This is a genomic window from Bowmanella pacifica (genome assembly GCF_014645355.1).
Lineage (GTDB): Bacteria > Pseudomonadota > Gammaproteobacteria > Enterobacterales > Alteromonadaceae > Bowmanella > Bowmanella pacifica.
In genome coordinates this window covers 38,433-52,794 of record NZ_BMLS01000001.1, presented here as the reverse complement: position 1 = coordinate 52,794, position 14,362 = coordinate 38,433, and the positions used below count along the sequence as shown (strand labels likewise).

At 49.6% G+C, this 14,362-nt stretch carries 11 protein-coding genes and 3 tRNA genes; 10 read left to right on the top strand and 4 right to left on the bottom strand.

All coding sequences use genetic code 11. The features are described from left to right. Positions 1 to 23: 23 nt before the first annotated feature. From IEX02_RS00250 to IEX02_RS00230, 5 genes are all read left to right on the top strand, one after another. Complete coding sequence (locus IEX02_RS00250) at positions 24 to 476, top strand: regulatory protein RecX (RefSeq protein WP_188688567.1); 453 nt, start codon at positions 24 to 26, stop codon at positions 474 to 476. A gap of 217 nt (positions 477 to 693) precedes the next feature. Beyond that, the gene (gene alaS, locus IEX02_RS00245; protein ID WP_188688564.1) at positions 694 to 3,291 is read left to right on the top strand and encodes an alanine--tRNA ligase; all 2,598 of its coding nucleotides are present in this window, start codon (positions 694 to 696) and stop codon (positions 3,289 to 3,291) included. A 149-nt stretch (positions 3,292 to 3,440) separates the two neighbouring features. After that, positions 3,441 to 3,647 carry a carbon storage regulator CsrA gene (gene csrA, locus IEX02_RS00240; RefSeq protein ID WP_188688561.1) on the top strand — a complete coding sequence of 69 codons (207 nt, stop codon included), beginning with the start codon at positions 3,441 to 3,443 and terminating at the stop codon, positions 3,645 to 3,647. Positions 3,648 to 3,861: 214 nt separating this feature from the next. After that, a tRNA-Ser gene (locus IEX02_RS00235) sits at positions 3,862 to 3,951 on the top strand. Positions 3,952 to 3,988: 37 nt separating this feature from the next. Beyond that, positions 3,989 to 4,065 (top strand) — tRNA-Arg (locus tag IEX02_RS00230). Positions 4,066 to 4,722: 657 nt separating this feature from the next. Here the strand turns inward: IEX02_RS00230 and IEX02_RS00225 are convergent. Next, positions 4,723 to 6,009 (bottom strand): lipase family protein, encoded by a 1,287-nt coding sequence (locus IEX02_RS00225; protein ID WP_268237393.1) that lies wholly within the window; start codon positions 6,007 to 6,009, stop codon positions 4,723 to 4,725. A 136-nt stretch (positions 6,010 to 6,145) separates the two neighbouring features. After that, positions 6,146 to 6,628, bottom strand: a complete 483-nt coding sequence (locus IEX02_RS00220) for a DUF6795 domain-containing protein (protein WP_188688555.1) — start codon at positions 6,626 to 6,628, stop codon at positions 6,146 to 6,148. Positions 6,629 to 6,838: 210 nt separating this feature from the next. Between IEX02_RS00220 and IEX02_RS00215 the strand changes: the two genes are divergently transcribed. The 4 genes from IEX02_RS00215 to IEX02_RS00200 all read left to right on the top strand — a co-directional run bounded on the left by IEX02_RS00215 (position 6,839) and on the right by IEX02_RS00200 (position 10,906). Then, positions 6,839 to 6,915, top strand: a tRNA-Arg gene (locus IEX02_RS00215). Positions 6,916 to 7,715: 800 nt separating this feature from the next. Then, positions 7,716 to 7,973 (top strand): OadG family transporter subunit, encoded by a 258-nt coding sequence (locus IEX02_RS00210; RefSeq protein ID WP_188688552.1) that lies wholly within the window; start codon positions 7,716 to 7,718, stop codon positions 7,971 to 7,973. A 12-nt stretch (positions 7,974 to 7,985) separates the two neighbouring features. Beyond that, positions 7,986 to 9,770 carry a sodium-extruding oxaloacetate decarboxylase subunit alpha gene (oadA, locus tag IEX02_RS00205; protein ID WP_188688549.1) on the top strand — a complete coding sequence of 595 codons (1,785 nt, stop codon included), beginning with the start codon at positions 7,986 to 7,988 and terminating at the stop codon, positions 9,768 to 9,770. A 5-nt stretch (positions 9,771 to 9,775) separates the two neighbouring features. Beyond that, the gene (locus IEX02_RS00200; RefSeq protein ID WP_188688546.1) at positions 9,776 to 10,906 is read left to right on the top strand and encodes a sodium ion-translocating decarboxylase subunit beta; all 1,131 of its coding nucleotides are present in this window, start codon (positions 9,776 to 9,778) and stop codon (positions 10,904 to 10,906) included. 120 nt (positions 10,907 to 11,026) lie between these two features. Here IEX02_RS00200 and IEX02_RS00195 read toward each other — a convergent pair whose 3' ends face one another. Then, positions 11,027 to 11,200, bottom strand: a complete 174-nt coding sequence (locus IEX02_RS00195; protein ID WP_188688544.1) for a hypothetical protein — start codon at positions 11,198 to 11,200, stop codon at positions 11,027 to 11,029. A 167-nt stretch (positions 11,201 to 11,367) separates the two neighbouring features. On the opposite strand from IEX02_RS00195, the gene dapE reads away from it, so the two are divergent. After that, complete coding sequence (dapE, locus tag IEX02_RS00190) at positions 11,368 to 12,537, top strand: succinyl-diaminopimelate desuccinylase (RefSeq protein WP_188688541.1); 1,170 nt, start codon at positions 11,368 to 11,370, stop codon at positions 12,535 to 12,537. 43 nt (positions 12,538 to 12,580) lie between these two features. Here the strand turns inward: dapE and olsF are convergent, their stop codons facing one another. After that, on the bottom strand, positions 12,581 to 14,302 hold the full coding sequence (gene olsF / locus IEX02_RS00185; RefSeq protein ID WP_188688537.1) for a bifunctional ornithine lipid synthase OlsF: 1,722 nt from the start codon (positions 14,300 to 14,302) through the stop codon (positions 12,581 to 12,583). Positions 14,303 to 14,362 lie beyond the last annotated feature (60 nt).

Here is a 14,362-nt window from a genome sequence, read left to right as displayed (position 1 = left end):
GGCTTATTGATATGCAGATAACTATGACAGATGCCGATCGCAAGATCATCAGGGAAACTCTGACCTCGCTGCTATCCAGACGAGAACACAGTCAGGCCGAGTTATTGACCAAACTGGCTATGAAAGGACTGGATCCCTCGCTTAGTCGCTCGGTCCTGGCTGATTTTGTCGAGCGGGGGTGGCAGTCTGATGCGCGGTTTGCACAGAGTTTTGTACGCCAGCGTGTTGCAAAAGGCCAGGGGGAAATGCGTATCCGTGCTGAGTTAAGAGCGCGTCAGGTTGGTGAGAGTGATATTTATCAGGCGCTGGAAGCCCTCAGTCCTGACTGGTTTGAAAGTGCACTTTTGGTCTATCAGCGCAAGTACAGCCAGCCTGCCGGCGATTGGAAAGAGCAACAAAAACGTATGCGCTATTTGCAGTATAAAGGCTTTAGCAATGAGCAGATCCGCTATGCGTGCGACGCAGCCTTTGACTAGGATGAATTCTCTACTTTCACGGCTCGGCGTCTTAGGATTACGTGTAAATTCGAGCACTTGAATAGGGAACTTAGCTAAAAGGGCTAAAACAACCTGGTTCTGACCGCGCAAAGCCCTTTATATACTTATCATTGCACCTGACAGGCGGCGAGATTTCATGATATTGTCCGCACTGTTTTACAGGTTTTTTTATCACAGTTTTTCTCCGGGACATTAAATGACTATTAGCACTGCCGAAATTCGAAGCGCATTTTTGGACTACTTTGCCAGGCATGGTCACCAGAAGGTTGCCAGCAGTTCACTGGTGCCGGCAGATGATCCGACATTGCTGTTTACCAATGCCGGTATGAACCAGTTTAAAGATGTGTTTTTAGGGGCGGAAAAACGCGCTTATACCAGAGCCGTTTCATCTCAGCGCTGTGTACGTGCTGGTGGTAAGCACAATGATTTGGAAAACGTGGGTTATACCGCACGCCATCACACCTTCTTTGAAATGCTGGGTAACTTCAGTTTTGGCGACTACTTCAAGAAGGAAGCTATTGCTTTTGCTTGGAATTTTTTGACCGAAGAATTAAAGCTGCCGAAAGAAAAACTGTTGGTTACGGTATATGCCGAAGACGATGAAGCCTTTGCCATCTGGGAAAAGGATATTGGTCTTCCCGCTGAGAAGATTATCCGTATTAGTACCTCGGACAACTTCTGGTCCATGGGGGATACCGGTCCTTGTGGTCCATGCTCAGAGATTTTTTATGATCACGGCGAGCATATCTGGGGGGGCCCTCCTGGTTCGCCTGAAGAAGACGGTGATCGCTTTATCGAGATCTGGAACCTGGTTTTCATGCAGTTCAATCGTCAGGCCGATGGCACTATGGAGCCCTTGCCTAAGCCGTCCATCGATACCGGCATGGGACTTGAGCGTATTTCGGCCATTTTGCAGCATGTGCACAGTAACTATGAAATCGATTTATTCCAGGCACTTATTAAAGACACCGCCCAGGTGACGGGGGCCAAGGATCTGGAAGATAAGTCATTGCGTGTTGTGGCAGACCACATTCGCTCTTGCAGCTTCCTGATCGCGGATGGCGTTTTGCCTTCCAATGAAGGCCGTGGCTATGTACTGCGCCGTATTATCCGTCGTGCGGTACGGCATGGCTACAAATTGGGTGCTAAAGATATTTTCTTCTATCAGTTGGTATCTTCATTGGTTACGCAGATGGGCGAGGCCTACCCAGAGCTGAAGTCACAACAAGCTACTATCGAGCGGGTACTGAAAGCCGAAGAAGAGCAGTTTGCCCGCACGCTGGAACGTGGCATGCAGATTCTGTCTGATGCGTTGGAAAATCTGGATGGCGAGGTTATCCCTGGTGAGCTGGTATTTAAGCTGTATGACACTTATGGCTTCCCCTCCGATTTAACCAACGATGTGGCTCGTGAGAGAGGTTACAGCATTGATGAGCAGGGCTTTGAAGCCGCCATGGCAGAGCAGCGTAAGCGCGCCCAGGCCGCCAGTAACTTTGGTGCCGACTACAATGCACAACTCACCAGTGAGAATAGCTCTGAATTTACCGGATATGAGCATAATGAAGGCATGGCCGAGGTGGTGGAACTGTTTAATCAGCAAAGTGCGGTTAACAGCTTAGCGACAGGCGAACAAGGTATTGTGGTATTGGATAATACGCCATTTTACGCCGAATCTGGTGGTCAGGTAGGTGATACTGGTGTGTTGAAACTGCTGAATGGTACATTCCGGGTCACCGACACCATCAAATTAGGCAATGCCATTGCTCACAAAGGTTTGGCAGAAGCTGCCATTGCGCTAGGTGACAAGGTGGAAGCGCAAATCGATACTGCGCGTCGTCAGGCCATTAAGCTCAACCACAGTGCCACGCACTTGCTGCATGCGGCACTGAAAAAAGTGCTGGGTGAGCATGTGAATCAGAAAGGCTCATTGGTTCAGCCCGATAAGCTACGTTTTGACTTTTCACATTTTGAAGGGGTCACTCGAGAGCAGTTGGTTGAGATTGAGAATTTGGTTAATCAACAGGTACGTGAGAATCACGACCTGACCACACGATTGATGGCCATTGAGGATGCCAAGGCCGCCGGAGCGCAAGCCCTGTTTGGCGAGAAGTATGATGATGAAGTGCGGGTGGTTTCCATGGGGGCCTTCTCTATGGAACTGTGTGGTGGTACGCATGTCAAACGTACTGGGGATATTGGTTTACTGCGTATCGTCAGCGAAAGCGGTATTGCCTCTGGGGTGCGTCGTATTGAAGCGGTCACCGGTGAGGCCGCCCTGGCTTACAGTCAACAACAGAGTCAGCAGTTGCAGGGGGTGGCGAGTCAGTTGAAATCTGATGTGCAGGCCGTACCTGAACGAGTAGGACAATTGCTGGAACAGGCTAAAGGGTTGGAGAAAGAAATCCAGCAGCTTAAACAAAAACTGGCCAGCCAGGCCGGTGCCGATATGCTTAGCAGTGCTGTTGAAGTGAATGGGGTTAAGCTGTTATCTGCTAAACTCGATGGCGTAGAAGCGAAGTCTTTGCGCGATTTAATGGATAGCCTGAAGACGAAACTTGGCTCAGGTGTATTAATGCTGGGTGTGGCCGAAAACCAGAAAGTCAGTTTAATCGCTGGCGTAACCAAAGATTTGACCGATAAGGTTAAGGCAGGTGAGCTGGTTAATTTTGTGGCACAACAGGTTGGCGGGAAGGGTGGTGGTCGCCCTGATATGGCGCAGGCCGGCGGAACGCAACCAGAAAATCTGGATGCAGCGCTTGCCAGTGTGTCGACATGGCTGGCGGATAAGCTATAATCCGCCGCTCACTTTTTGAGTAATTCGGGCCGGTTTTCTGAAGTGACACGGAAAACAAGGAAGGGCTACTAGATAATCTCTTGTGATAACAGAGAATTACGCTAGGTTTAAGTAAGGACTTGTTGGAAAAACGGAACAGGAGCAAGCGAATGCTTATATTGACCCGTCGTGTAGGTGAGACCCTGATGATTGGTGACGAAGTGACCGTCACTGTACTGGGTGTCAAAGGAAACCAAGTTCGGATCGGCGTAAATGCCCCGAAAGAAGTATCTGTGCATCGTGAAGAGATTTATATGCGAATCCAGGCTGAGAAAAACTCTCAGTATCCGGGTGAAGACGCATCTGATGACGCATAAGACAAAATAGGCTGGGTAACCAGCCTTTTTCTTTTCTGTTACCTTACCTCCGCTTTAATATATTGTTCATCGGTGATGAGCAATAAACTGTCAAAAATCGACCTTTTTGTGTAAAAAATGCCTCGATTGTTTAAAAGCTCAACGAACGATTCTTTTCAGTATAAAAAAGGTTTGACTTACTTCAGTGAATCATTAAACTGCGACCCCACATTGAGGAGAGATGGCCGAGTGGCTGAAGGCGCACCCCTGCTAAGGGTGTATAGGTTAACCCCTATCGAGGGTTCGAATCCCTCTCTCTCCGCCATTTACTTTTAGAGTAAATGCAGGATTCAAAAGTTTACGCGTGTGTAGCTCAGCTGGATAGAGTACCTGGCTACGAACCAGGCGGTCGGAGGTTCGAATCCTTCCACACGCGCCATATAAAAGAAAAAGCCCCGTTCGAAAGAACGGGGCTTTTTCTTTTATATCGTCTGGGATGGGGTAAGAGCCTCCTCAGGTTCGACAAAAATGCCAGGAGCATTTTTGAACGTCGCGCTTCACAGCGACGGCCCGCAGGGCGCTGGGCAGGATAGCCCAGCGTAATCCTTCCACGCAGTAGCGCGATCTCGTAGTCACTAACTCGAAAGAGTTGGGGCCTTTTTTTTATATCCCGTCGTGGGACGGGGTGAGAACCTCCCAGGTTCGACCAATTCGTCAGGAACGAATTGGAACGTCGCGCTTCACAGCGACGGCCCGCAGGGCGGCGGGCAGGATAGCCCGGCGTAATCCTTCCACGCAGTGACGCGAGCGCCGCAGTCAGCTATCAGAAAAGTCCGGACTTTTTCTTTTATATCGTCTGAGACGGGGTAACTAAAACACCGGGAGTGTTTTAGAACAGCTTTAGCTGGCCCAAAGGGCGTAGGCAGGATGCCGAAGTAAAGCCTCCTCAGGTTCGACAAAAATGCCAGGAGCATTTTTGAACGTCACCGCCCTTTGGCGACGGTCCGCAGGGCATTGGGCAGGATAGCCCAGCGTAAGTCTTCCACACTGAAGCGTGAGTCCTCTTTCTACTAAATTAAGCGCGTGGCTTTTTCTCTTAATTATCTGGCATCCAGACTGATGGTCCCAACTGCCGTTTGCTGAGTTTGTTGTTAGGACCCGGGCGGCGATAGGCGTTTTGTCTGGGACGGTGGCCCGACGAAAACGGCATGTTGTCTTCCAGTAATCCCGTGCGACTTAAATAAGCCTGTTGCGTTTGCCAACCTGATCGCGGCGTGCGACTGGTGAATCCAGTTTCTGGATGGGTAAGGTAAACAGATTGATAAGCCAGCGATTGCAGGCAACTACCGAGCCGCTCCAGCAAGGCGCGAATAAAAGCAACAGTTGGATTCTTTACCTCGGCTTTAATACCTAAAAATGCCAGTATGGCTTTTAACGCGCCGATACCCAGTTCCCACAACGACTTTAGCGCTGTCATGCCCCGCACCAGCAACCAGCTAATTTGGTCTAAGGTGGTGGCGTAACCGGGCAAGGTACCCAGCCCAATTCCCAGGGCTTTGGATAAAATATAGTTAAGGGCTTTACCAATAATGCTTAGCAGTTTTGCTGAAAATAAGGCCGGTCCCAGCAGCAGATACGAGCCCAGACTGGCCATTAGGCGTCTACTGGTCCATGCCATCGGCTTGTTTTTAAGCCCCTGCCAGTCACTATTGCCAATTGAGCGGATATAGCCCTGGCGATCGTGGGCCTGAACCGACACCAGACTACCATTCCAGTTCAGACAGTAACCTTCAGCGCTGTCGGCCGAGAAAGCATGCAGAAAAGGGTACATGGGTATCATACTGACCACGTCGGCATCATGGTAAACACGGTAAATATTCTGCTTGCCTATCAGCGTTTCCATCTGCTGGTTAAAGTTATCAAAACCCACCCGTGGTGCACCAAAGGTGTATAGCTTAACCTGACAGGATCCGGCAGAATCCCGGCTGTGAATATGTCGTGCGGTTAAGGTGGCGAGCGCCCCGCCCAAGCTATGGCCAACCAGATGAATACGGCTGGGGCTATGCCAGTCCAGATAGCGATCAATATGATGAGCAAAGGACTGAAATGCTTGGTTAAATCCGCTATGAATATGCACGCCTTGTTTTGAATCCGGCATAGTACGGAAATTGGTGCCCCAGTCAGCCCAAGATTGGGTGCCGCGAATGGTAATTAGAGATTCACCTTTACGGTTATTTCCATATATATCAATTCCTTCTGCTATTACTCCAAAAGCTGCGGTTCTTCCGTCACCTAAGCCCGTATTAGCCTGAAAGTAATCGATTGGAGAGAACTGAAGCTTTGCGAAACTAGCAAATATTCTGTTCTTTTTAGCACTCTTCATATAGTCAAAAGGAACGCGAAACTTTGCATTTGAGCTTTTTGTTGCTGTATGAATCTCATCGGTTATGTCATAAGCTAGATCGCAGATTGAAGCGCTTTGATGAGGCGTAAGACTGTCCATATTTTAAATCCTTTATCTATTTAACCACCTTGCAGACCCCGTAATAATCCTCTAAGTAACCACCGTCCTCGTTTATCTGTGCTGATGATGTTAAATCACAGACCAGATTTAGTGGAGATTCCCCTTTTTCTCCACCCAACTCATAGTTGCGTTTTCTAAAACTCCAACCGTCAAATTCTTTATTGTCATATTCAAAGATTATGTATTGATTTACCCCAGCCTCATGCAGTGGAAGCAGGGATACTGAGAGCGACGAGCTATAAAGTGCAGGGAAGCTAAAGCGTCCGGCAGAGTTTGTTGTCGTGTAATCTATTTTCTCTTCTTCGGCAGCTCCCCATAGATAACGCCGTTTGACTTTGACTCCCTCAACAGGTTTGCCATCCGATAGTACTGTCCCTTCAACGGCAGAGAACATACATTTTTTAAAAAATCCCATGGCCTGCGCTCCCAAGCTGCTCGTCAATAAGCCTATCAACACAATAGCGATATTGGTTTTCATCCATTGGTATCCCTTCTTCGTCTGGGTTCAGTCTAGAATATAAGCCACTATTTCGCATAAGCCGAACAAACCTTAGCCGATTAGCGCGTTGCCACAAATAAAATCACCTACTACTATTGCATTTGCCGGCGAGCCATGTAGAATTCGCGCTCGCTGTGACAGGGAAGTGAATTGATTTCCGCTGTAAATAGCCAAGAATTTAAGTATCACGCGTGTGTAGCTCAGCTGGATAGAGTACCTGGCTACGAACCAGGCGGTCGGAGGTTCGAATCCTTCCACACGCGCCATATAAAAGAAAAAGCCCCGTTCGAAAGAACGGGGCTTTTTCTTTTATATCGTCTGGGATGGGGTAAGAGCCTCCTCAGGTTCGACAAAAATGCCAGGAGCATTTTTGAACGTCGCGCTTCACAGCGACGGCCCGCAGGGCGCTGGGCAGGATAGCCCAGCGTAATCCTTCCACGCAGTTGTGCGACCTCGTAGTCACTAACTCGAAAGAGTTGGGGCCTTTTCTTTTATATCCCGTCGTGGGACGGGGTGAGAACCTCCCAGGTTCGACAAAAATACCAGGAGCATTTTTGAACGTCGCGTTTTATGGCGACGGCCCGCAGGGCGGCGGACAGGATAGCCCGACGTAATCCTTCCACGTTATAACGCGAACCTGTAGTCAGCTCGTAGAGAATGTCACTGCGCTCCAGGCAGGAAGCTCTGCATAATCCAGTGCGTCACTACACGGCCCATAACCTGCCAGTAGAAAGAAAGAGGTTTTTCCATCTTGCCTATCCTTATTCTCCTTATCTTTTTATCGTGCTGGTAAGCTTGCTGTCATCTAACCCCTGATATTCTTGCTTTATCAAAATAACAGCTGACCCTCTTAAAGGGCTAGCCCATACCCAGAGTTTAAGGTCTCGCGAATAATGACTATATGTGGCGAGCAAAATTTGCCTGGTTTTATGGCTCTATTTGATTAAATATGCTGAATAAATGAATAAATAGTGATTTCTTATAGCGTTTTAACCGGTCGGTTTGGTTGTTTTTTACTGATCCCCATGATACTTATCTGCACTCTTTAAATCAGGGATACCACAGAATGAATGCTGATGTTCAACAGCTACTGCTTGATGCTGGCCTATTACTATTGGTTGGAATGGTTGTAGTGTTTCTGTTCTTGTCCTTGCTGATTGGCGCTGTGACTCTGATCAGCAAAGTATGCCGCCGTTTCCCCGAGGCTGTATCTCATGTTACGACGGCGGCTACACCAAGAAAGCCTACCGTTGCAGCCGGAATTTCAGCGGCTGAAGTGGCGGCGATCAGTGCTGCTATCCATCAACACCGCAATTCAAAATAAGCAGGAGCTCCCATGTCTAAACCCCTTGCCATTACAGAACTTGTCCTGCGCGATGGTCATCAATCCTTGTTGGCCACCCGTATGCGTTTGGAAGATATGCTACCGATAGCCCCAAAGCTGGATAAGGTTGGCTATTGGTCCATGGAATCCTGGGGCGGTGCGACCTTTGACGCCTGCATTCGTTATTTGGGTGAAGATCCTTGGCATCGTATCCGTGAATTAAAGAAGGCCATGCCGAACACGCCACAGCAGATGTTGCTGCGTGGGCAGAATCTGCTCGGCTACCGGCATTATGCCGATGATGTGGTACGCAAATTTGTTGAGCGGGCACACACAAACGGCGTTGATGTGTTCCGTATTTTTGATGCCATGAATGACATGCGTAACCTGCATACCGCGGTGAAAGCGGCGATTGAGGTGGGAGCACATGCGCAAGGCACTATTTCCTACACGGTCAGTCCAGTGCATAACCTGGAGTTGTGGCTGAATATGGCGCGTGAGCTGGAAGATATGGGCGTGCATTCCATTTGCATTAAGGATATGGCCGGCCTGTTGAAGCCTTATGAGTGTGAAGAGCTGATCACTCGTCTTAAAGAGTCCGTTGCTGTGCCCATTGCCATGCAATGTCATGCTACCACGGGGCTGAGTACCGCCACCTATCAAAAGGCCATTGATGCCGGTATTGATATGTTGGACACCTCTATTTCATCCATGAGCATGACCTATGGTCACTCTGCTACTGAGACTATGGTGTCTATTGTTGAGGGAACCGAAAGAGACACCGGATTAGATTTGGTGTTACTGGAAGAAATAGCCGCCTACTTCCGTGAAGTCAGAAAGAAATATGCCAAGTTTGAAGGCAGTTTGCGTGGGGTAGACTCGCGTATTCTGATTGCTCAGGTGCCGGGTGGCATGTTGACCAATATGGAAAATCAGCTTCGCGAGCAAGGTGCTGAAGATAAGCTGGACGACGTGCTGCGTGAAATCCCATCGGTGCGCGAAGACTTGGGCTTTATTCCTCTGGTGACGCCTACCTCACAGATTGTAGGCAGCCAGGCTGTACTAAATGTATTGACTGGTGAGCGCTATAAGAGCATTACCAAAGAAACCGCAGCGGTACTTAAAGGTGAGTATGGTGCAACGGCAGCGCCGGTTAATGCACAGTTGCAAGCCCGGGTATTGAACGGCGGAGAGGCGGTGACCTGTCGCCCGGCCGATCTGATTGAAGATGAATTGGAGAAATTGTCTGCTGAGCTGAAGACCACGGCAGCACAAAAAGGGATTTCTCTTGCCAATGAACAAGTAGACGATGTGCTGACATATGCGTTATTCCCGCAGATAGGTTTGAAGTTCCTGGAAAATCGCAACAATCCTGCCGCCTTTGAACCGGCACCAGGTGAAGAAGCATTGAGTAAGCCTGCTGCCGTCCAGCCTAAGGTCAGCACACCTAACTCAGGCCCGGCTACCTACTCTGTTCGAGTGGATGGCAAGGTCTATCAGGTCGAGGTTGCCGAGAGCGGCGAGTTGACCGACATTAAGGCGGGCAGCGAAGAAAAAGTGCCTCAGCAGGCATCGGTACAAGGGGGAGAAACCCTAAATGCGCCTCTGGCCGGCAATATCGTTAAGTTATTGGTAAAGCCTGGTCAACAGGTTGCCAAAGGCGATGTGGTGCTGATTATGGAAGCCATGAAAATGGAAACCGAAGTGCGTGCAGCCCATGATGGCACGGTCACCGAACTGTTGGTCAATGACGGCGATGCGGTGCAATCCGGTCAGCCGCTGATGACGCTGGGATAAGCCGTATGGAGAAGTTGACCATATTATGGCAGTCCACCGCCCTGGCGAACTTTCAGGGCGGGCAATTGGTAATGATGGCGGTGGGGCTTTTGCTGCTCTATCTGGCTATTGCCCGTAAGTATGAGCCTTTATTGTTACTGCCCATTGGATTTGGTGCCATCCTGACCAATATCCCATTGGCGGGGTTCAGCGATCCTGGTGGGTTGCTCTACTACATTTATGAGGTTGGTATCGAGTCTGGGGTGTTTCCGCTGCTTATCTTTATGGGCGTGGGCGCAATGACAGATTTCGGTGCATTGATTGCCAATCCTCGTATGTTGTGGCTGGGCGCTGCTGCGCAGTTTGGCATTTTTGCCACCTTGTTCGGCGCTATACTGCTGAATCTTATCCCGGGTTTTGATTTTAGTCTGAAGGACGCATCAGCCATTGCCATTATTGGTGGCGCTGATGGACCTACGGCGATTTTCCTGGCATCTAAACTGGCGCCGGAGTTGCTGGGTGCTATTGCAGTGGCTGCCTATTCCTATATGGCACTGGTGCCTATCATTCAACCGCCGATTATGAAGGCGTTGACCACCCAGGCCGAGCGTGAAATTCAGATGGAACAACTGCGCACGGTGTCCAAGCGAGAGAAGATTATCTTCCCTCTGGCGGTTCTATTACTGACTATCTTGTTCCTGCCAACCGCCACCCCTTTGGTGGGCATGTTCTGTCTGGGTAACTTGATGCGCGAATGTGGCGTGGTAGATCGCTTAAGCAAGACCGCGCAGAATGAGTTAATTAACATTGTGACCATCTTTCTTGGCTTGGCGGTGGGCTCCAAACTTTCCGCAGACAAGTTTTTAACCCTAGAAACCTTAGGCATTCTTGGATTGGGCGCATTGGCCTTTTCCATTGGGACGGCGGCCGGCGTACTGATGGCTAAGCTATTGAACCGACTCAGTGGTGGCAAGGTGAATCCATTGATTGGTGCAGCCGGCGTGTCTGCGGTGCCTATGGCGGCCAGGGTGGTGAATAAAGTTGGCCTGGAGGCCAATCCTCATAATTTCCTGTTGATGCATGCAATGGGCCCCAATGTGGCCGGTGTGCTGGGCTCTGCGGTAGCGGCGGGGATCTTGTTGGCACTGGTGGGCTAATCAACCGTTGTATATTGCCCCCGTAGACTGAGCTGAGTCAGTTAAACAAAGGCCGCCTTACTTAACCGTAACGCGGCCTTTTTATGTCGGGGCGTTGATGCTGAGTCAGAGCCCGGGACACTACAGGTGAGTCAGCCACAGCATCAGGGTGTAAAAGCCACCAATGACGGCTGAAAAAACCAGGATATACACAAAGCCCTGTTTGCCTTGCGCCAGGCTGTAGCCATTGTGGCGTAAATATAGATACCAAATCAGACATAAAATGGCAGGGATTAAAAATAACAGTCGAAGCAAGGCTATCTCCTCTGGCCGATCGACACTAACGCATTGATTCTATTCCACTGATAAGCATTGGCAAGGGCAATTTCACGCCGCTACTGTCATCAGCTTGTCTTCTGTTCGCCATGTCATTGTCATAAGCAGCGATTGTAATAAGGCTAAAAGCTTGTAGGAGGTTAGTTATGACCACCAATGCATTACGTCAATCCAGTCAGGTGTTTCCCTCGGTTTCTTATAGTCAGGCGCTTATTCGTAAGCCTTCAGTGACCCCTGATGACCAGGGATGTCAGCAGTGGCTGGCTGCCAAACTTACAGCCCTTGGTTTTACCTGTCAGCACATAGAAGTACAAGGGGTGAAAAATTTGCTTGCGGTGCTGGGACAGGGCGAAAAGACCTTGGCATTTGCCGGTCATACCGATGTCGTGCCACCAGGTCCTGTCGATAAGTGGCGTGCCGATCCCTTCGGTGCGCAGATTATTGATAGCGAACTCATTGGCCGTGGTGCTGCCGATATGAAAACCGGTATTGCAGCCATGCTTGCTGCTACCGAGCGTTTTCTATCTTCAGGTAAAGCCTTTAATCAGCGTTTTGTATGGCTGATTACCAGTGATGAGGAAGGGGAGGCCGAGCATGGCTCCAAGGTGCTGAGTCGCTGCCTGAAAGAGCAAGGAATCCATTTGGATTACTGTTTGGTGGGAGAGCCCACGGCAACTCATCATACTGGCGATACCATTAAAGTGGGGCGACGCGGGGCAATTTCCGCTCGGCTTCATGTGCGGGGTAAGCAAGGACATGTGGCTTACCCTCAGTACGCTGACAATGCTATCCATAAGATGGGGCGGGTGCTGACCGCCTTAAACAATATTGCCTGGGACAGTGGTAGTGAGGATTTCCCTGGCACCAGTTTGCAAATTACCCATATTGATTCGGGCGGCTTTACCGATAACATCGTGCCTGCGCGCTGCAGCCTGTGTTTTAACATTCGCTATAGTCATCGTTACGATCTGGCGAGTCTGCAACAGTTGTTGCATCACACCTTAGCGCAGGTTACTGGTGATTATGAACTGGAATGGGAACGTCCTTGTGAACCTTACTTTACCGAACAAGGAATAGCTGACAGTCTTATTTATGAGGTGGAGCAGGCGATCTTCCACAATACCGGGAAGTTTCCTTTACTGTCCACATCGGGTGGCACCTCTGACGGCCGCTTTTTTGCAGGACCAGGCACGCAGGTGATTGAACTAGGTGTGCCGAATCGAACCATACACCAGGTCAATGAACGAGTGCATGTTGCCGATTTGATTGCTCTTGAGGATATCTATACTGAGATATTGGCGCGTTTACTTGCTTAGCTTAAATGCAAGCAATGTATTGTGATAACAAAGAGAACGCCGCTTATGCGGCGTTTTCTTTTGTAGCATTTGCCATATAGCGGGTACGTTTGTTGGCTTTTAGCTTGGTAATGTCGACTAACACCAGACCATCTACACAATCATTAAAGTCGGGGTCAACGCCAAAGCTTAGGAATTTCACCCCATCTGGCTCGCACACCTCAGTGTATTGCTTATAGAGGGTAGGGATGGCAGCGCCCATATTGGCCAGTAAGTGTTTAAGCTGGACAAAATCGGCTTTGTAATCGTCGCCGCGAAACGCGTCCTTGAGATCTTGTGGGATCAGATAGGGACGGTTTGAACGCGCAATACCTTCTTCACCACCAAAATAAAGTTGGTAGAAATAAACCAGCAGGTCTTTTGCTGCAGCTGGCAGGCTACCGCTGATACTGACCGGACCAAATAAATAGCGATATTGGGGATGGCGAAGCAGGAAAGCGCCTATACCATACCAAAGGTAATCCAGGCTGCGCTTGCCCCAATACTTGGGTTGTACAAAGCTACGCCCCAGCTCCAGCCCCTGTTCGAAGTATCTGTCCATATCCTGGCCATAGTCAAACAGACTGGCGGAGTATAAGCCTGGGCTCTGTGTTTTGGTGGTGAGTTGCTTAGCGTCACCGAAACGATAGGCGCCGACAATCTCCAGTTCGTCCTTGTCCCACAAAACCAGGTGGTAATAGTGGCTATCGTATTGATCGATATCCCGGCGTTTATTGCTGCCTTCGCCCACGGCTCTGAAAGCCACCTCACGCAACCGGCCTATCTCCCGCAGAATGGGGGAGCTACCTTGATATCGGTAAAGGTAAATGTCTTTACCGTCGGCAGTGGAGCCGAGTAGTTCACACTCCTTGCGGATGGCTTTGGTGAGTTCACGGCGATCTTCAGGAAGGGCAATGGCTTTTTGGGTGGGGAAGATGCCTTCTTTATCCTGACCAATACGGTACAAGTGTTTTTTAAATAGTTTCACCTGTTGGCGCTTGGAGATTTTCTGGCCCTGATAAGAGCCAAAGGGGATCATCTCACCGACCCGCATGGGTAAATGTTTCTGTCGTTGCTTAAACATTTCTGCGACTAAAAACAACGTCGCGAGAGGTTTGTACAGCATGGATACACCGTAAAATAGCGGCGAGTTTTTACCATCGATAAATATCGGCAGTACCGGTGCTTTGGCACTGGCGGCAATGCGCAAAAAGCCACTACGCCAGCGTGTATCTCTGACGCCCTGAGGGCGCAGGCGCGACACCTCACCGGCAGGGAAGATAACAACGACGCCTTCGTCGGCCAGGTGGCGCTGAATATTGGCCAGGCATTCTTTGGCGGTGCCGCCATTCATGTTGTTTACTGGCAGCAACATTGGATGCAAAGGTTCAACGGCCATCAGCATTTCATTGGCGACGATTTTAATGTCTTTACGGACTTCACTGATCAGTTTTACCAGGGCTAGTCCATCCAGGGTGCCAATGGGGTGATTGGCTATGATGACCAGTCTTCCCTGTGTGGGAATGCGTTCTTTCTCGCTGTCTCTGACTGAATAGCTGAAGTTAAAGTATTCCAGTACCTGTTCCACAAACTCCAACCCTTGCAAATAAGGGTAGTCGTTGGCGAACTCCTGGAATTCCCGCTCATGTAACAGGCGTCGCAGTACAAACTTGGCGGAATTGAAGACTAAGGGGTTAGTTGATAGTTTGGGATAGTGTTTTTGTAATACTTCATCAACGGTAAACATAGGCAATTTCTCGGCCAGTTAGTTGAACCGAGTGTAGGAGTCCTGAGTGACGCTTTTGTG